The sequence below is a fragment of the Ancylobacter polymorphus genome, from assembly GCF_022836935.1.
Taxonomy (GTDB): Bacteria; Pseudomonadota; Alphaproteobacteria; order Rhizobiales; family Xanthobacteraceae; genus Ancylobacter; species Ancylobacter polymorphus_A.
Window position 1 is genome coordinate 2203601 of the sequence record NZ_CP083239.1, and the last position, 17963, is coordinate 2221563.

The 17963-nt window shown below is 68.2% G+C and carries 19 protein-coding genes; 8 read left to right on the forward strand and 11 right to left on the reverse strand.

Annotated elements, in window-relative coordinates; all coding sequences use genetic code 11:
- Window positions 1-2 precede the first annotated feature (2 nt).
- The 10 genes from K9D25_RS10390 to K9D25_RS10435 all read right to left on the reverse strand — a co-directional run bounded on the left by K9D25_RS10390 (window position 3) and on the right by K9D25_RS10435 (window position 9977).
- Window positions 3-1478, reverse strand: a complete 1476-nt coding sequence (locus tag K9D25_RS10390) for a flavin monoamine oxidase family protein (RefSeq protein ID WP_244375060.1) — start codon at window positions 1476-1478, stop codon at window positions 3-5.
- Between the two features lie 74 nt (window positions 1479-1552).
- A complete protein-coding gene (locus K9D25_RS10395) occupies window positions 1553-2296 on the reverse strand; it encodes a protease inhibitor Inh/omp19 family protein (protein ID WP_244375061.1) in 744 nt (247 codons plus the stop codon).
- Window positions 2297-2307: 11 nt separating this feature from the next.
- Window positions 2308-3291, reverse strand: a complete 984-nt coding sequence (locus K9D25_RS10400; protein WP_244375062.1) for a 2-hydroxyacid dehydrogenase — start codon at window positions 3289-3291, stop codon at window positions 2308-2310.
- An 88-nt stretch (window positions 3292-3379) separates the two neighbouring features.
- Window positions 3380-3874, reverse strand: coding sequence for a MarR family winged helix-turn-helix transcriptional regulator (locus tag K9D25_RS10405; RefSeq protein ID WP_244450845.1), 495 nt, complete (start codon window positions 3872-3874; stop codon window positions 3380-3382).
- Window positions 3875-3993: 119 nt separating this feature from the next.
- The gene (locus tag K9D25_RS10410) at window positions 3994-4581 is read right to left on the reverse strand and encodes an NAD(P)H-dependent oxidoreductase (RefSeq protein ID WP_244375063.1); all 588 of its coding nucleotides are present in this window, start codon (window positions 4579-4581) and stop codon (window positions 3994-3996) included.
- Complete coding sequence (locus K9D25_RS10415) at window positions 4581-6002, reverse strand: FAD-binding oxidoreductase (protein WP_244375064.1); 1422 nt, start codon at window positions 6000-6002, stop codon at window positions 4581-4583. The genes K9D25_RS10410 and K9D25_RS10415 overlap by 1 nt, the downstream gene beginning before the upstream one ends.
- The gene (locus K9D25_RS10420) at window positions 5992-7308 is read right to left on the reverse strand and encodes a cytosine deaminase (protein ID WP_244375065.1); all 1317 of its coding nucleotides are present in this window, start codon (window positions 7306-7308) and stop codon (window positions 5992-5994) included. The genes K9D25_RS10415 and K9D25_RS10420 overlap by 11 nt, the downstream gene beginning before the upstream one ends.
- Window positions 7305-8087, reverse strand: coding sequence for an ABC transporter permease (locus K9D25_RS10425; RefSeq protein WP_244375066.1), 783 nt, complete (start codon window positions 8085-8087; stop codon window positions 7305-7307). Before K9D25_RS10425 ends, K9D25_RS10420 begins: the two co-directional genes overlap by 4 nt.
- A gap of 11 nt (window positions 8088-8098) precedes the next feature.
- Window positions 8099-8914, reverse strand: a complete 816-nt coding sequence (locus K9D25_RS10430) for an ABC transporter ATP-binding protein (RefSeq protein WP_244375067.1) — start codon at window positions 8912-8914, stop codon at window positions 8099-8101.
- A 37-nt stretch (window positions 8915-8951) separates the two neighbouring features.
- Window positions 8952-9977: an ABC transporter substrate-binding protein gene (locus tag K9D25_RS10435; protein ID WP_244375068.1), complete on the reverse strand. Its 1026-nt coding sequence runs from the start codon at window positions 9975-9977 to the stop codon at window positions 8952-8954.
- A gap of 152 nt (window positions 9978-10129) precedes the next feature.
- Between K9D25_RS10435 and K9D25_RS10440 the strand changes: the two genes are divergently transcribed.
- The 3 genes from K9D25_RS10440 to K9D25_RS10450 are packed head-to-tail and all read left to right on the forward strand — an operon-like array spanning window position 10130 to window position 12435.
- A complete protein-coding gene (locus tag K9D25_RS10440) occupies window positions 10130-10519 on the forward strand; it encodes a RidA family protein (RefSeq protein WP_244375069.1) in 390 nt (129 codons plus the stop codon).
- Between the two features lie 36 nt (window positions 10520-10555).
- Window positions 10556-11374: a creatininase family protein gene (locus K9D25_RS10445; protein ID WP_244375070.1), complete on the forward strand. Its 819-nt coding sequence runs from the start codon at window positions 10556-10558 to the stop codon at window positions 11372-11374.
- Window positions 11374-12435 carry an Ldh family oxidoreductase gene (locus tag K9D25_RS10450; protein ID WP_244375071.1) on the forward strand — a complete coding sequence of 354 codons (1062 nt, stop codon included), beginning with the start codon at window positions 11374-11376 and terminating at the stop codon, window positions 12433-12435. The genes K9D25_RS10445 and K9D25_RS10450 overlap by 1 nt, the downstream gene beginning before the upstream one ends.
- 61 nt (window positions 12436-12496) lie before the next feature.
- On the opposite strand, the gene ppa is transcribed toward K9D25_RS10450, so the two are convergent.
- Complete coding sequence (gene ppa / locus K9D25_RS10455; RefSeq protein WP_244375072.1) at window positions 12497-13021, reverse strand: inorganic diphosphatase; 525 nt, start codon at window positions 13019-13021, stop codon at window positions 12497-12499.
- A 203-nt stretch (window positions 13022-13224) separates the two neighbouring features.
- Between ppa and K9D25_RS10460 the strand changes: the two genes are divergently transcribed.
- The 5 genes from K9D25_RS10460 to K9D25_RS10480 all read left to right on the forward strand — a co-directional run bounded on the left by K9D25_RS10460 (window position 13225) and on the right by K9D25_RS10480 (window position 17913).
- Window positions 13225-14580 (forward strand): IS1380-like element ISPme1 family transposase, encoded by a 1356-nt coding sequence (locus tag K9D25_RS10460; RefSeq protein ID WP_244375073.1) that lies wholly within the window; start codon window positions 13225-13227, stop codon window positions 14578-14580.
- A gap of 351 nt (window positions 14581-14931) precedes the next feature.
- Window positions 14932-15291 (forward strand): hypothetical protein, encoded by a 360-nt coding sequence (locus tag K9D25_RS10465; RefSeq protein WP_244375074.1) that lies wholly within the window; start codon window positions 14932-14934, stop codon window positions 15289-15291.
- Window positions 15291-16052, forward strand: a complete 762-nt coding sequence (gene aztA, locus K9D25_RS10470) for a zinc ABC transporter ATP-binding protein AztA (RefSeq protein WP_244375075.1) — start codon at window positions 15291-15293, stop codon at window positions 16050-16052. Before K9D25_RS10465 ends, aztA begins: the two co-directional genes overlap by 1 nt.
- On the forward strand, window positions 16052-16918 hold the full coding sequence (locus K9D25_RS10475) for a metal ABC transporter permease (RefSeq protein ID WP_432207944.1): 867 nt from the start codon (window positions 16052-16054) through the stop codon (window positions 16916-16918). The genes aztA and K9D25_RS10475 overlap by 1 nt, the downstream gene beginning before the upstream one ends.
- An 11-nt stretch (window positions 16919-16929) precedes the next feature.
- Window positions 16930-17913 (forward strand): metal ABC transporter substrate-binding protein, encoded by a 984-nt coding sequence (locus tag K9D25_RS10480; protein ID WP_244375076.1) that lies wholly within the window; start codon window positions 16930-16932, stop codon window positions 17911-17913.
- Window positions 17914-17963 lie beyond the last annotated feature (50 nt).

Here is a 17963-nt window from a genome sequence, read left to right on the forward strand (position 1 = left end):
CGTCAGCGCGCGCCGGAGAGCGGGCGCGCCTCCGGGTCGATCTGCCGGGCGGCGCGCAGGCCGGATTCGATGGCGCCTTCGACCCAGCCGGTCTTCAGCGTGGTGAAGTCGCCGGCGAAATGGATGCGCCCTTCCGGTGCGGTCCATTCCTTCACCATCCAGCCGCCGCCGACCGGGGTGGAGCCGAAGGAGCCGCGAATCCAGGGCTGTTCGCTCCAGGCGAAATCGCTGACGCTGACGACATCGCCGAGCAGCCCCGGCAGGTCCTGCTGGAACAGGTCCACCACCTGCTGCGCCCGCACCTCGCGCGGGGCGGCGAGCACGCGGTCGGCATTCTCGCCATTGAGGTAGAAGAAGCCACTGCCATGGCCGCCGGGCTCGTTGCCGGTGATGTCGATGAAGCGCTCCCACGGCCGGTCGCCGCCGGCCATCGGCCAGCCGCGCACATTATGGGCGAGCCAGGTCGGCTCCCGGGTCTTGACGATGACCTTGACCGTCTTGTCCCACTCCATTTCGGCGAACATGCGTGCCTTGCCGGCGGACCAGGCGGGCGTGACCTCGACCTCGTCCATCACGCTGAAGGGGATGGTGGAGACGATGGCGTCGCCGGTGAACTCCTTGCCGTCCTTGGTGCCGACGCGGATGCGCGGGCCGGTCTGGTCGATGCGGACCACCTGCGCGTCGAGCACGATATTGCTACGGCCGAGGGCATTGGCCATCGCCATCGGCAGGCGGTTATTGCCGCCCTGGATGCGGAACACGTTCTGGTCGCCGAAATGATAGGCGAGGTCGGGAATGATGCTGAGCGTCTGCGCGTAGGGGGTGAACAGCCCGGCATTGGCGGCGAGCAGCTTGAGGAAGGCGGGCGAGGCGCCCACCGGGCGCAGCAGGTCCTCCAGCGTGATGTCGTCGAGCCGGTCGAGCAGGTCCTCGTCCGGCCAGTCGGGGCTGAGCACGGTGTTGGTGTCGAGCCCGGCGCGGAACAGATAGCGGTTGAGATTGGCGGAGACGGTGACGTTGCGCTCTTCCGCCGTCAGGTCCCACGGCCAGTTGGTGATGTCGGCCGATTTCGCGGTCTTGCCGTCCACCATATAGACCGGCAGCCCGTCATTCAGGCTGAGCAGCGGCAGGTTGAAATGGCGCACATAGTTCAGCACCAGCGGCATGTCGGAGCGGAAATGGCCGCCGCCCGCCTCGGTGAACATGCCGTCACCCAAGGGCAGAGAGAGCAGCCGGCCGCCGATGCGTCCCTGCCGCTCGATCACCGTCACCTTGTGGCCGCGCCGCTGCAGCGCGAGCGCGGCGGTGAGGCCGGACATGCCGGCGCCGAGCACCAGAACCTCGATGGGGTTGCCGGTGCGCGCCTGCGCCCGCGCCGGGGCCGCCAGCGGCGGGGCGGCGAGCGCCCCCAAGGTCGCGGCGGTGCCGGCCAGCAGCGTGCGGCGCGAAAAGCCACGGGGGGACGTATCGGTCGTCATCGGTTGAAGCTCCACCTTGCCGTTACGGCATCTAGCAGGAGATAGTTCAAAAGTCTCGCATCTACCGGCGCGGCTCAGGGGCGGCTCAGCAGCAGCGGCGTTCCCTCGTCGGGCGGCACCTTCTCCCAGCCGCCATCTTCCTGCGCGGCGAAGCGCAGGCCCTCGCCACGCGCGGTGAGCAGCACCAGGCTGCCGCCGTCGAGCCGCCAGCGGTCCGGCGCCAGCGCCACCAGCCGCGCCGGGCAGCCCTTGGCAAGGCGCGCGCGGAAGGTGCCGCCGCCGGCCTCGGCATTGGTGAGTTCGAGCCGGCACAGCGGCTTGCCCGCCTGCTCGGCCATGTCCCACATGCCGACGAGATCGGCGGCGTGCAGGGCGGGATCGGCGAGGCGCGGATTGACGAGGAAATACACCCCATCGCCCTCGCGCAGCGCCTCCCAGGTGCCGCCGACGCCTTCCGTAAACTCCGCCACCAGCGCGCCATCCGGTCCCTGCAGCCGGATGGCATTGCCGGGGCCGGGCGACCAGGAGGCGATGTCGACGCTGAACAGGATGGCGCCGGCGCAGGCCTGCCGGTCGAGGGCGACCTCGAAGCGCGCCGGGCTGCGGGCCCGGCCCTGCGGTTTCTCGGACAGGGTGAGAAGACACACCCGGTCGCCATCGGCATTGGTCAGCCGATACTCGGCCGCGAGCGTGGCCGGCTCGGGAATGTCGCTTTCCTGCGCGCTGGCCGGTGCTCCGTGGGCAAGCGCGAGCACGCCGGCGACGAGCGCGGCGGCGACACGCGGGCGGCGGCGGGCGGGGCGGCGGGGCGCCGGCATGGGCGTCTCCCTCAGCCGACCGGCTTCACGGGCGTCTCCGGCACCGGAGTCAGCACCGGCTTGCCCGCCGCCCAGGCGAGGAGGTTGTCGACCACAAGCTGGCCCATGGCGTTGCGGGTGACATGGGTGGCGGAGGCGACATGCGGCAGCAGCACGACATTGTCCCTGCCGATCAGCGCTTCCGGGACATGCGGCTCGTTGGCGAACACGTCGAGCCCGGCGGCGGCGATGGTGCCGTCTTCCAAGGCCCTCACCAGCGCCGGCTCGTCGACCACCGAGCCGCGCGCGACATTGATCAGCACGCCCTTCGGGCCGAGCGCCGCCAGCACCTCGGCATTGATCATGCGGTCGGTCTCGGCGCCACCCGGCACGATGACGATGAGCGCGTCGACATCCCGCGCCAGCGCGACGAGCTCGGGATAATGGGTGTAGGGCACATCCGCGACAGGACGGCGGCTGTGATAGGCGATGGGCCGGCCGAAGCCTTCCAGCCGGCGGGCGATGGCGCGGCCGATGCGGCCCATGCCGACAATGCCGAGCGTGCGGTCGCGCAGGGTGGCGGTGAGCGGGAAGCCGCCGGCGGGCCACTTGCCCTCGCGCAGATGCCGTTCGGCCTGGGGAATCTGGCGGATGGTGGCGAGCAGCAGGCCGATGGTGAGGTCGGCCACCTCGTCGTCGAGCACGCCGGGCGTGTTGGTGACCACCACGCCGCGCCGGCCGGCCGCCTCGGCATCGACGGAATCATAGCCGACGCCGAAATTGGCAACGATTTCCAGCGCCGGCAAACGGGCCATCAGCGCCTCGGTCACCCGGCGGGCACCGCCGCCGGTGGAACCGACCCCGGTGGCCACCGCACGGATGCGCGGGCCGACTTCCGCCAGCATCGCCTCGGCGTCCGGCGCGTCGAGCCGGTGAACGGTAAAGTGCTCGTTCAGCTGCGCCTCGATCATGCCCATCATCGGGCCGGTCTGGAGAAGGTCGGGGCGGCCGGACATGGGGCACTCCTGCGCGGAAAGGGGCCGACATTCCTCACCAAAGCCGGGCCGGTTTCAAGCCCGATTCGGCAGAAGGCACCTTTCGCGTTCAGGCGGTCTCTTCCTCGGCCGCGTCCTCGGCGTCCTCGTCCGCCTCGGTCGTCGTGGCGCCGAGCTGGGCGGAGAGGTTGCGGTCGATCTTGCGCAGCATCTTGCGGAAACGCTTGCGGTCCTTGCCGTCGAGGCCGGCGATCATCGTGTCTTCGATGGAGTCGGAAATGGCGTCGATCGCCTCGGCGCGGTGGCGGCCTTCCTCGGTGAGATGCACCCGCACCAGCCGGGCATCGCCCTCGGAAGCGCGGCGCACCAGCAGACCTTGCGCGGAGAGGCGGCCGACCGTCTTCGACGCGGTCGGCGGGCGCACCTTCAGCGCGGCGGCGAGCTCGCTCATGGTGCGGCCATCGCTTTCGCAGAGCAGCTTGAGCACCGTTTCCTGACCGGGAAACAGCCCGATATCCTGAAGACGCCGTGCCGCCAGAGCACGCTGAAGCCGCGCGACGTGATGCAGCCGCTGGCCAATCTTCTTGTCGAAGCCGTCCTTCATGGGCGTCCCTGCCATCCAATGCACGCCACGGTACCATTATCTAATGCGAAAATAACGCATTGCCGTGACACAAACACCGATGCCAGCGAAAGATCGCCCGGCAAAGAGGGTGCGCGGCGTCAGAGCCGGGCGAAACGGGCCTCGACCTTGGCGAGGAAGGCGGCGCGGCGCTCGGCACTGGCGGAATCCATGCTGTGCAGCGCCAGCCATAGCTTGCGCGCGCGCCGGTGGACGATGCCGCCAATGCCGTCGAGCAGGATGCGCCGGCCGGGCTGGCCGATCCACAGCCACCAATACCAGGGCGAGCCGAGCGAACTCACCGCCGCCAGCACGCGGATATTGGTCAGCCGGCGTTCCAGCGAGCGGAAGGGCTTGGGCATGCCGAAGGTCTCGTGCGGCACCAGTACCCGCTCCAGCCAGCCCTTGAGCATGGCGGGAGGGCCGTACCACCAGGTGGGCGCGACGAAGATGAGGGCGTCGGCCTGCTTCACCCGTTCGAGATGACCGGCGATGCGGACCGTGTTGAGGCCGGGCTCGTGATAGGCGAGCCGCTCCTCGCGGCCCATCACCGGATCGACGCCCTCGCCATAGAGATCGAGCAAATCCACCTCATGGCCGGCGGCCTTCAGGCCCCTTACAACCGCGTCGCGGACGCCGGCGGTGAAGCTTTCCGCCACCGGGTGGCAATAGACGACAAGCGCGCGCATCAGACCACCTCCCCCGTGCTTCGGCCTTCGAGCCCCGGAAACAGATAGGTGCGGCCGGTGGCAAAGTCGAAGTCGGGATTTTCCCAGGCGATCATCTTGCCGGGGTTGAGCAGGCCGCGCGGGTCCGCCTGGCGCTTGAAGGCGAGCTGCGCCGGGTCGGTCTGCTTCATGCCGCCCTCTTCCAGCGTGTAGCGGTGCGGGTTGAACACCGGGATGCCCAACGCCTCATGCAGAGCGACGATTTCCTCAAGCCGCTCCTCGGAGGTAAAGCGCACCAGCGGCAGGCCGAAGCAGGTGACCTTGCCATCGAAGCGCACGAATTCGAGATGTGCCGGCACTTCCTCGCCCAGCAGGTCATGCGCCTTCGCCACCAGCCTCAGCTGGTCCGGGAAGGGATAAAGCGTCTGCAGATAGGTGATGGCGGGATCAACCCGCAGCGCCCGCAGCGTCGTGTGGTTCCAGGCAAGTTCATAGAGCGGCGGCAGGCCCTTGCGCTCCTCCGGCGGCAGCAGATCGGAGCGGAACAGCATTTCCCCGCCCCAGCGGGCGGTGAAGCTCTCGAACGCCGCGCGGCCCATCGGCGCCAGCATCACCAGCACGATGTGCCGGCCGTCCGGCAGGAAGGGGCGATGACGCAAAAAGCTCATCTGCGGAATGGGCGCGGCGATAACGGAAACGAGCTTCTTCAGCAGCGCGTCCTGTTCGCCCAGCGCGTTGGCATAGGCGGCGGCCTCGTTGAAGTCGGAAAAGCCGACAATCGCCTCGGTCCAGTCATAGGCCGGCGCGAGCGGCATCTCGATGTCGAGAATGATGCCGTTGGTGCCATAGGCGTGGGCGACCTTCTGCACCTCCTCGCCAGTCAGGGTGAGGAGGCGCGGGTTCGTCTCCATGGTGGCGAGGCGCAGCGAGAGGATATTGCCGAGGTCGCGCAGCCCGCCCCAGCTGATGGAGCCGACACCGCCCGAGCCGCCGGCGATGAAGCCGCCCAGCGAGGCGGTGCGGTAGGTGGAAGGGTGTAGGCGCAGTTCCTGCCCGCTCGCTGCGCAGGCGGCGTCGATGTCCGCCAGCAATGCGCCGGCCTGCGCCCGCACCCGGCCGGGGGCGATGTCGAGCACCTTGTCGAGGCCGGAGAGGTCGAGCACCAGCCCGCCCGCCAGCGGCATGGCCTGGCCGTAATTGCCGGTGCCCGTGCCGCGCGGGGTGACGGGAATGCCGAGGTCGAAGCAGGCGGCGAGGATGCGCAGCACCTCCTCCTCGCTAACGGGGGCGGCGAGGATGTCGCCGACCACCCCGTCGAGCTGGCGCTTCAGCGTCGGCGAGTACCAGTAGAAATCGCGGCTCTTCTGCCGCAGCACGGCCGGGTTGTCCTCCAGCCGGATGCCCGCCAGCCGGGCCTTCAGGGCGGCGATGTCATAGGTCACGCGGGCGCTCCATCAGATCGTCCAGCTCGGCATAGTCGGGCGGCGTGGTCGCAATCGCGCGGCCCGCGCGGAGCACGTTGCGCGCCGCCAGCGGGCGGGCGAGCCATTCATTGAGGCTGCGCGCGGGAAAAAGCGAGAGATCGGCGTCGGCTCCCTCGGCCAGCGTGCCGGCCGCCACGCCCATATGCGCCGCCGGCGCGCGGGTGATGAGCGCCGGCCCGTCGCCATGGGGATGGTCGAGATGGGCGATGCGGGCGGCCTCGCGGTAGACCTCAACGAGATCGAGATCGCCAAAGGCATAGAAGGGATCGCGCGCATTGTCGCTCGCGACCATGACCGGGATGCCGCGCGCCCTCATTTCCTGCAGCAAAGTGACGCCGCGCCAGCGCGGGGTACGGCCGGGCTGGCGGTCCTGCAAATAGAGATTGCACATGGGCAGCGAGACCACGGCGATGCCGGCCTGCGCGACGCGGTCGAGCGTGCGGTCGATCTCGTCCTCTCCCTTCACCGCCAGCGCGCAGCAATGGCCGGCGAGGATCGGCCCCTCAAATCCGCGCTCCAGCGCCATGCGCGCCAGCAGGTCGAGCCCGCGCCCCTCGCGGTCGCGCTCGTCCACATGCAGATCGAGCCCGAGGCCGAAGCGCTCGGCGGCGTCGAACAGCCGGGCAAGGCCGGCTTCGAGGTTTGGGGTGAGATAGGTATAGGCGCCGAGCCGGCCGCCATGGGTGCGCACCAGATCCAGCAACGGCGTGAAGGCCGAATCGTCCAGCACGCGGTCGATGGCGATGAGGCCGACGGCCTGCAACTCGATCCGCCCGCGCCAGGCCTCGCGCATCTGCGCGAAGACCCGCCACGCGCCGGCAGCGCGCGGCCCATCGGAATCGAGATGGGTGCGAATCGCCACCGTGCCATGGGCATAGGCGCAGCGCAGGCCGAAATCGAAGCGCCGGCTTATGTCCTCCTCGTTCCAATGCGCCGCGCGGTCCGCGTTCACCGCGTTCACCGCGCCGTCGAAACTGCCGTCGGGGTTGGGCGCCCGCTTCCAGATGAAACCCTTGTCGAGATGGGTGTGGATGTCGACAAGGCCGGGCAGCACCAGCCCGCCCGAGAGGTCGAGCCGGGGTCCGGCCTCGACCAGTGCGCCGGCCGGGGCGAGGCGGGCGAGGCGCGCCCCTTCCACCGCGATGTCGAGCGCCACCAGCCCTTCCGCATCCGCCGTCCCGGCAAAGGACGGCACGAGACAGGCGGGCGCGCGCACATGGCCGAGCACGAAGGCGGCGGGCGGGGCCTTCAGATCGAGCGTCACGTCCGGCCACCCAGTTCGCTTTCGTGCCAGCGCCGCAGCACCAGCCAGGACAGCAGGCTCAGCGCCGCATAGATGAGGATGCCGGTGAGCGAGATGAGCAGCAGCGCGGCGAACAGGCGCGGAATGTTCAGCCGGTAGGCGGATTCGACGATGCGGAAGGCGAGGCCCGAACCCTGCCCGGCCGAGCCGGCGGCGATCTCGCCGACCACGGCGCCGATCAGCGCCAGCCCGCCGGCAATGCGCAGCCCGCCGAGGAAATAGGGCAGGGCGGTGGGCAGTTTGAGCTGCGCCAGGGTCTGCCAGCGCGAGGCGCCGGAGAGGCGGAACAGGTCGCGCAGGTTCGGGTCGACCGAGTTCAGCCCCAGCGTGGTGTTGGACAGAACCGGGAAGAAGGCGACGATCCAGGCGCAGAGCAGCACCGCGCTGTCGGTGGAGAGGTAGATCAGCATCAGCGGCGCCACGGCGATGACGGGCGTCACCTGCAGAATGACAGCGATGGGGAACAGCGAGAATTCGACGATGCGGGCGCTGGCGAACAGCAGCGCCAGGGCGACGCCGCCGACCACGGCCAGCGCCAGCGCGACCAGCGTGGTTTGCAGCGTCACCAGCATGGAGGCGAACAGCACCGCGCGGTCCTTCACCAGCGTCGCCAGCACCGCGTCCGGGGCCGGCAGCACATAGGGTGGCAGGTTGTTGAGCTTCACCACCGCTTCCCAGCCGAGGATGAGCGCCGCCAGCACGCCGAGGGGGAGCAGCCAGCGCAGCGGCGAGGTGGCCATGCCCGCCCCCGCTAGCGCGCGTCCATCGCCCGGGCGAGGGCGAGGGAGGTTTCGCGGCACAGCGCCGCATATTCCGGCGAGGTGCGGAAGGCTTCGTCGCGCGGCTGATCCGGCGCGATGGTCAGTTCCGCCGAGACGCGTCCGGGGCGGGCGCGGAAGACCAAGATGCGCGACGAGAGATAGACCGATTCGAACACGGAATGGGTGACGAAGACGATGGTGCAGTTGAGGCGCCGCCACACCTCCAACAGATCATTGTTGAGCTTGAAGCGGGTGATCTCGTCCAGCGCGGCGAAAGGCTCGTCCATCAAGAGCAGGCGCGGCTTGGTGACGAGCGCGCGGGCGATGGAAACGCGCATCTTCATGCCGCCGGAAAGCTCGCGCGGATAGGCGTTACGGAAGGCGGAAAGGCCGACCAGCTCCAGCGCTTCCATGATGGCGGGCTCGGCCTCGCGCCGGCCGACCCCGGCGAGTTTCAGCGGCAGATGCACATTGCCGAACACGCTGGCCCAGGGCATCAGCGTCGGTTCCTGAAACACGAAGCCGATGGCGTGGGGATGCTGCGCGCGCCGGGCCTTCTCGTCCGCGTCCCAGTCCAGCCGGCCCTCGCTCGGCTCGGCGAGGCCGGCGATGAGCCGCAGCGCCGTCGATTTGCCGCAGCCGGAGGGGCCGAGCAGCGAGACGAACTCGCCCGCGCGGACCTCCATATCCAGCCCTTCCAGCGCGGTGACGCTGTTGGCAAAGCGTTTGCCGACGCCGGAAAGCCGCAGCAGCGGCGCGCCCTCGCCGGCCGGACGGGGTGCGATGTCCGACGGGTGAGCGTTCATGCCGGGCTCGCGCGGCGAGCAGGGGGCGAGGCACGCCTCATTTCGGCGCCAGCTCCTTGCCGACGCCCTTGTTGACGAAGTGCAGCGTGTAGGATTTGGCGTAGTCGATGCCCGGCGCCAGCACCTTGGCCTTCACCATCTTGTCGTAGAACGCCTTCATCCGCGCATCGCTCATCGCACCGATGCCGAGCGTGGTCGTGTCGCCGGAATCGACGATGCCATATTCCTTCATCTTGGCGATGGAGAAGGCGATCATGGCGTCGGTCATCTCCGGATTGTCCTGTTTGATCAGGGCATTGGCCTTGGCATTGTCGCCATACAGATAATTGTACCATCCGATGATCGAGGCATCGACGAAGCGCTGCACGAGGTCGGGGTTCTGCTTCACCAGCTCGGTGCGGGTCTCAATAGTTGTGGCGTAGGTCTCGAAACCGTAATCGGCGAGCAGGAACAGGCTCGGCTTGAAGCCGCCCTGCTGTTCCACCGCATAAGGCTCGGAGGTGATGTAGCCCTGCATGGCGCTGTTCTTGTCGACGAGGAACGGCGCGGCGTTGAAGGTGTAGGGCTTCACCTGGCTCTCGCTGAAGCCGTAATCGGCGATCAGCCATTGGTAGTAGCTCGCCAGCCCTTCCTTGGAAATGAACAGCGTCCGGGTCTTCAGCTGCTCGAACTGCGTCACGTCGGGATGGGCGATGAGGACCTGCGGGTCCTTCTGGAACATCGCGGCGACGACTTCGGTGGGGATGTTCTCCACCACCGAGGAGATCGCCTGCAGCATGTTGGCGCCCATGTAGAAATCGATCTTGCCCACCGGCAGCAGCAGCCGGTTATTGGCCTGCGGGCCGCCGGGCATGATGGTGACGTCGAGCCCGTATTTCGCATAGGTGCCATCGGCTACCGCCTGGTAGAAGCCGCCATGCTCGGCCTGGGCGACCCAGTTGGTGCCGAAGGTCACCTTGTCCGCCGCACGCGCCGGCCCGGCCGTGAGCAGAGTGGCGAGGGCCAGCGCACCCAGCGCGGCGAGAGGGAAGAGGGAACGCAAGCGCGGCAGACGCGGGCGCATCGAAATCTCCATCCGGGCTAACAAGGGCGGTGCGTGACGGAACCCATGCCCTCATGATAGGCGAGCTTAATCGCCATGCACATATGCTGTCGCGAGAGAACTGTGCATGCGCAGCATCGCCCGCCTTCGGCCCGGCTGAACGGAGAACCCCCATGCTTCGCCATTTCGTGCCACCCGCCATCCGCGCCCCTTTCGCCCGCTACAGCCACGCGGTGGAAATCCCCGCCGGCGCCCGGTTGTTGTTGGTCTCCGGCCAGCTCGGCATCACCCCGGACGACGCCATTCCCGACGGGGTGGAAGAACAGGCCGCGCTGTGCTTCGCCGCCATCGAGGCCTGCCTCACCGAGGCCGGCATGGGGCGCGCCGATATTGTGCGGCTCAACGCCTATGTCACCGACCGGGCTTATCTCGCCGGCTATATGGCGGCGCGCGACCGCTTCATCGCTGCCCCGCCGCCGGCGTCGACGCTGATGATCGTCTCCGGCTTCGCCCGGCCGGAATTCAAGGTGGAAATCGAGGCGCTGGCGGCCCGGCAGGATTGAGCCTAGAACGCCGCCAGCAACGACCGGAGCCGTGCCATGCCCCCCAAACGCTTCTGGACCGAACTCAGCTGGACCGACTTCGCCCAGGGCGACACGGAGAACTGGATCGCCGTCTTGCCGGTGGCGGCGGTGGAACAGCACGGGCCGCATCTGCCGGTGGGCGTCGACGCCTTCATCGGCGAGGGCTATCTCAAGGAAGTGGTGCGGCTGCTGCCGGACGATATCCCCGCCCTGTTCCTGCCCATGCAGGCCATCGGCAAGTCGAACGAGCATCTCGATTTTCCCGGCACGCTGACGCTTTCGGCCGAGACGGTGATCCGCGCCTGGACGGAGATCGGCGAGAGCGTGCACCGCGCCGGGGTGCGCAAGCTGGTGATCGTCAATTCCCATGGCGGCAATGTGCCGATCCTCGACATCGTCGCGCGCGAATTGCGGGCGCGGCTCGGCATGCTCGCGGTCATGGTCTCCTGGCATCGCTTCGGCTATCCCGAGGGCCTGTTCACCGCGCAGGAACGCCAGCACGGCATCCATGCCGGCGGGGTGGAGACCTCGCTGATGCTCGCCTTCCGGCCCGATACGGTGCGGACGGACGAGGTGCGGGACTTTCCTCCGGTGACGCTGGCCATGGAGCAGGAATTCGCCTTTCTGCGCGCCGGCTCGCCGGCCGGGTTCGGCTGGATGGCGCAGGATATCCAGCCCACCGGCGCGATGGGCGATGCCACCGAGGCGAGCTTTGAGAAGGGCGAGGTCTGCGCGCTGTACGGGGCGCGCTCTTTTGTCGAACTGCTCGGCGATGTCCATCGTTTCGATCTGTCGCGGCTGCCGGCGGGGCCGCGCGGCGGGGTGGTCCGCTGATGGAAGGCTCGGTCGCGCGGGCGGCGTTCCATTCCCGCCCTCTCTCGCTTGACGCTGCCCGCGCCTATGCGGCGCGGGTACTGGAGCGCTTCGGTGCGGCGCCCGGCAATGCCGCGGTGACCGCCGACGCGCTGGTGCGCGCCGAGGCGGACGGGCTCATCACCCATGGCCTGACCCGGTTGCCGAGCTACAGCGCCATGGTCGCCGCCGGCAAGATCGACGGCCATGCGGTGCCGCGCATGCGCCCCGTCGCGCCGGCGGTGCTGGCGGTGGATGCCGGCAACGGCTTTGCCTACCCCGCCCTCGCTCATGCTCTTCCGACATTGGCGGAAATGGCGCGGGTGAGCGGGGTGGCGCTGATGGCGGTGCGGCGCTCCAGCCATTTCGGCGTCGCCGGCCAGCCGGTGGAGACGCTGGCGAATGAAGGTCTCGTCGGCCTCGCCTTTTCCAACGCCTCGGCCTCCATCGCCCCCTGGGGCGGGAAGCGGCCGGTGTTCGGCACCAACCCCATCGCCTTCGCCACGCCGCTGAAGGGACGGGCGCCGGCGGTGGTGGACCTCTCCGTCGCCAAGGTGGCGCGCGGCAATCTGCTCGCCGCCGTGCAGCGTGGCGAGGAGGCCATTCCTCCGGGCTGGGCCTTCGACCGCGAGGGCAATCCCACCACTGACGCCAAGGCGGGGCTCGCCGGCACCATGGTGCCGATGGGTGAGGCCAAGGGCACCGCTCTCGCCTTCGTCGTCGAGGTGATGGCGGCGGCGCTTACCGCCTCCACCTTCTCCTTCGATGCGCCGAGCTTCTTCACCGGCGAGGGGCCGCCCGCTTCGGTCGGCCATGTGGTGATCGCCATCAATCCCGGCCTGCTGGCGGGCGATGCCTATCTCGACCATCTCGAACGCCTGGCGCTCACCATCGAGAGCGAGCCCGGCGCGCGGCTGCCGGGAACGCGCCGGCTGGTCAACCGCGAACGCGCGGCCCGCGAGGGTGTGACGCTCACCGTCGGCGTGCAGCGGGCGCTGGCGCAGATGGGCTATGTCGACGCTCCGGAAGCGGCGGGGGCCTGACAGCCGAAAGGCCCGGACGGGCCGGGCCTTTCGTATTTTCCCAACGCCGGAGGCGCGTCGCTCACTTATAGGCGGCGATCGCCTTGAGGATCAGCTCGCGGGCGCGCTCCGGGCCTTCCCAGCCGGCGACCGTGACCTTCTTGCCCTTCTCCAGATCCTTGTAATGGGTGAAGAAGTGGCCGATCTGCTCGATGATCAGCTCCGGCAGGTCGGCATAGCTCTTGATCTTGGAGTGGTACGGATAGACCGAGTCCGCCGGCACGGCGAGGATCTTCTCGTCGCCGCCCTTCTCGTCGGTCATCATCAGCACGCCGACCGGGCGGCAGGCGATAACCGAACCCGCGAGCAACGGCATGGGCGACAGCACGATCACGTCGATCGGGTCGCCGTCATCGCCGAGCGTGTTCGGCACGAAGCCGTAATTGCCGGGATAGAACATCGGCGTGTGCAGAAAGCGGTCGACGAACAGCGCGCCCGATTCCTTGTCGATCTCGTATTTCACCGGCGCGCCGCCGGCGGGGATTTCGATGATGGCGTGGACTTCGTCAGGCGGGTTGGGCCCGACCGAAATGCGCGAAATATCCATGAATGGGCTCCAACGGCTCCAGGTCGACGGGCCGGCAAGGCCGGCAGGCAGAAAGGCGCCCTCTCATAGGTCGCTGCGGGCGCGCCGTCGAGACGTGTTGTCCCATCAACCCACATTCTCCAAGTAAGTCGCTGATTTCGCTGTCGTAATCGTGATATTTCGCATATAAATCATGGCGTTGACGGCTGCGAGGGGCGCGTTTCATGGATCACCTGGAGGGTGCGGGCTTGGCGCGGGGAGATCGGGTTGATTTCGACCGCCGTGTGCGTCTGGAGTTCCGTGGTGCGCAGATCAGTTCAGACGGTGGCCTGCTGGTGATGCGCGAGCTTGATGACGTGCTCGGCCTGTCCAATCTGGCGTCGGAGGCGCTGCGAGACAGCCGCACCGGGAAGAACACGCTCCATCGGCTTGACGGATTGTTCCGGCAATCGGTGTTCGGACGACTGGCCGGATACGAGGATGTGAACGATGCCGACCGCTTGGCCCTCGATCCCGTGATGCGTCAGGTCGTTGGCGGCAGGGCCGTCGAGGCGCAAGCTGCTTCGGCATCGCAGATGGGACGGTTCGAGACCGAGACGCTGGCTCTGGCCGCGAACCGGGCGGCGCTGGCCGATCTGAACGGCCAATGGATCGACCGGTTTCATGACCGCAACGGGTTGAAATACATCGTGCTGGACATGGACAGCTCGGTCAGCCCCACCCACGGCGATCAGGAAGGTGCTGCCTGGAACGGGCATTTCGACTGCACCTGCTATCACCCCATCTTCTTGTTCAACCAGTTTGGCATGCTGGAGCGCTGCGCCCTGCGTAACGGCAATGCCCACAGCGCCGATGGCTGGCGGGATGTCCTTGATCCCGTCATTGCCCGATATGCTGGCCGCGACCTTGGTGGACGCTTCTTCCGGGCCGACGCTGCCTACGCGATCCCCGCGATCTATATGCGGCTGGAAGAAGCCAGGTTCTTCTACGCCATCCGTCTGCCCGCCAACGCCGTCTTGCGCGAGAAGATCGCGCATCGGCTGACACGGCCCGTGGGACGGCCTTCGCTGACCAAGGTCAAACGGTTCTTCGAGGACTTCGAGTATCAGGCGGCGTCCTGGGACAAGCCGCGCCGCGTCATCGCCAAGATCGAATGGCATCCGGGCGAGCTGTTCCCCAAAGTCGGCTTCATCGTCACCAACCTGCCGATGGAGCCAGACTGGGTGGTGAGGTTCTACAACCAGCGCGGCACCGCAGAGCAGCACATCAAGGAAGGCAAATATGCCTTTCGCTGGACGCGGCTGTCATGCCGGAAGTTCCGGCACAACGAGGTGCGGCTGCAACTGCACGCGCTGGCCTACAACCTGGCAACCTTCCTGCGCTGCATCGAACTGCCCGAGGCCATGGCGGACTGGTCGTTGACCAGCCTGCAACTCAAGCTGATCAAGATCGGCGCCCGCGTCGTCCGCCACGCCCGCGCCATTACCTTCCAGTTGGCCGAGGTCGCCGTCACCGGCCCGATGGTGCGGGCCGTCCTTGCCGCCATCCGCCGTCTTCGAACGCCTCCGTCATGCGCATGACCACGATCCATGCCCAAGCTGAACGAAAGCGGCAGGACAGGTCCGTCTGCCGCGCGGAAAAGCGGCTCTGCCGGGCCAGAATGCTGCGGGTTCGAGGCTTGATCCACCCGACTTCGGCCGTTTGCGCGACGACAGACACCGCTCGGGGCGAAAAACGCTTGCCCAGCGAGCAAAATCAGGCGATCTTGAAGTCAAGCGGCAGGCCACTTGGGGAATGTCGGATCAATTCGACGGGCACCGCTCGCACGGCGAGGCTCCGCTGACGCACCGTCAACGAGTTGATACACTGTATCTTTCTGCTGGACGGGCAATGCCGATATACAGTATCAATTCCAGGTCTGGAGTTTGAGCATGTCCGTCGCCCCCGTCCGCCTGCACGACCACGCCCACATATCCGCCCCTCCGGAGGGACGTGGAAAGGCCGACGTCGGCGGGCATGGGCACGCTCATTCTCCGGGCCACGCGCATGATCATGGTGATGACCACGACCACGGCCATCATCACGCGCATGGCGCTTCCCACGGCGCCGAGGTGGCCAGCGGCGCCCATCTGCATCGCCATCATTCCCATGCCGCGGGCGAGCGGCACCCGCCGGCCCGGCCGGGCTTCTCGCTGCTGCGGCTGTCCGCCCTGCAGCGCCTCGCCATCGCGCTGCCGCTGGCGGCGGTGCTGTGGGCCATGGCGCTGGCGGTGATCGGGGTGGGTGCGTGATGGGAAATGTGCTGGCCTTCCGCAATCTCACGCTCGGCTATGATCGCCACCCGGCGGTGCACCATCTCGACGGCGAGGTGGCCGAGGGCGACCTGCTCGCCATTTGCGGGCCGAACGGGGCGGGAAAATCCACCCTGCTCAAGGGCATTGCCGGCGTATTGTCGCCGCTCACCGGGCGCATCGAGGGCCATATTCCGGCGCGGGACATCGCCTATCTGCCACAGGCGGCGGAGGTGGACCGCTCCTTCCCGATCGACGTTTACGATCTCGTCTCCATGGGACTGTGGCGGCGCGCCGGCCTGTTCGGCGGCATCAGCCGCGCCGACCGGGTGCGGATCGAGGAGGCGCTCGCCGCCGTCGGGCTGGAAGGCTTCGAGGCGCGCCCCATCGGCACGCTATCGGGCGGGCAGATGCAGCGCGCGCTGTTCGCCCGCCTGCTGCTGCAGGATGCGCGGCTGCTGCTGCTCGACGAGCCCTTCACCGCGCTCGATGCCGGCACCATCACCGATCTTACCGCGCTGGTGAAGCGCTGGAACGGCGAAGGCCGCACGGTCATCGCCGTGCTGCACGATTTCGAACTGGTGCGCGGGCATTTCCCCCGCACGCTGCTGCTCGCCCGCGAGGCGGTCGCCTGGGGCGCCACCGGCGAGGTGCTCACATCCGCCAACCTCGCCGAGGCCCGCCGCATGTGCGAGGCGTGGGACGAGGATGCGCCGGCCTGTGCTCCTGCCCCGAAGGCGATGGCGGGGAGGGTGGCGTGATCTACGATCTGCTCATCGCCCCCTTTGCCGAATTCGATTTCATGCGCCGCGCGCTGGTGGGCGTGCTCGCGCTCGGCATCGGTGCCGGTCCCATCGGCGTGCTGATGATGCTGCGCCGCATGAGTCTCGCCGGCGACGCCATGGCTCACGCCATCCTGCCCGGCGCGGCGGTCGGCTTCCTCGCTGCCGGGCTGAACCTGTTTGCGATGACGGTGGGCGGGCTGGTGGCGGGCTTCGCGGTGGCGCTCGGCGCCGGCGCGGTGGCGCGGGCGACGCAGATGAAGGAGGACGCGGCGCTGGCCGCCTTCTACCTCATCTCGCTGGCGCTGGGGGTGCTTCTGGTGTCGCTGCGCGGCTCGAATGTCGATCTGCTGCATGTGCTGTTCGGCACGGTGCTGGCGCTCGATGACGCGACGCTGCTGCTCATCGTCTCCATTTCCAGCCTGACGCTGGTGCCGCTGGCGCTGGCCTGGCGCCCGCTGGTGCTGGAGAGCGTCGACCCCGGCTTCCTGCGCTCGGTGAGCCGGGCGGGGGCGCCGACCCATCTCATCTTCCTGGCGCTGGTGGTGATGAACCTCGTCGGTGGCTTCCATGCGCTGGGCACGCTGCTGGCGGTCGGGCTCATGATGCTGCCCGCCGCCGCCGGCCGCTTCTGGACCCGCGAGCTCACCGCGCTGGTCGGCGTCTCGGTGCTGATCGCCTGCGGTTCCGGCGTGCTGGGGCTGCTGGTTTCCTATCATTCCGGCGTGCCCTCCGGGCCCGCCATCATCCTTGTCGCCGGCGGCGCCTATGCGCTGTCGGTGCTGTTCGGGCCGGTGGGCGGGCTGCTGCCCCGCTTCCTGCCGCAACGCCATCTCGAAGCCTGAAGGAGCCCCCCATGCTCACTCGCCGCCTTGCTGTCGCCGGCGCGCTCGCGCTCGGCCTTTCCCTCCCGCTCGCGCTCCCCGCCGCCGCGCAGGACGCCACGAAGAAGATCCCCGTCGTCGCCTCCTTTTCCATCCTCGGCGACTTCGTGAAGGAAGTGGGCGGCGACCGCGTCGCCGTCACCACCCTGGTCGGCCCCAATGGCGATGCCCATGTGTTCCAGCCGGCGCCGGCCGACGCCAAGAAGGTGGCGGCGGCGCAGATCGTCTTCGTCAACGGCCTCGGCTTCGAAGGCTGGATCGACCGGCTGGTGAAGGCCTCTGGCACCAAGGCGGAGATCGTCGTCGCCACCAAGGGCATCACCCCGCGCGAAATGGCGGACGAGGATGAGGACGACCACGCCGCGCACGGCCACAAGGATCACGACCACGACCACGCCAAGAAGGGCGAGCATGACCACGACCATGGCGGCATCGACCCGCACGCCTGGCAGTCGGTGGCCAATGCGGAGATCTATGTCGCCAATATCCGCGACGCGCTGATCGCTGCCGATCCCGCCGGCAAGGCGGCGTATGAGGCCAATGCGAGCGCTTATACCGCCAAGCTGGAGGCGCTGGACGCGCAGGTGAAGGCGGCGATGGCGGCGATCCCGGAAAGCCGGCGCCGCATCATCACCTCGCATGATGCGTTCGGCTATTTCGGCGCGGCCTATGGCGTCGAGTTCATCGCGCCGCAAGGCGTGTCGACGGAATCGGAGGCCTCCGCCAAGGACGTTGCCCGCATCATCCGCCAGATCAAGGCCGAGAACATTCCGGCGGTGTTCATGGAGAACATCTCCGATCCGCGCCTCGTCAAGCGCATCGCCAAGGAGACCCAGGCGAAGATCGGCGGCGAGCTGTTTTCCGATGCGCTCTCCGATGACAAGGGCCCGGCGAGCACCTACATCGACATGATGAAAAACAACATCACCCAGCTCTCCTCGGCCCTGTCGAGCTGACGCGGGGCCCCCGCATCCCGGCCGGCCGCTGGTCGGACCGGGAGCGGCGG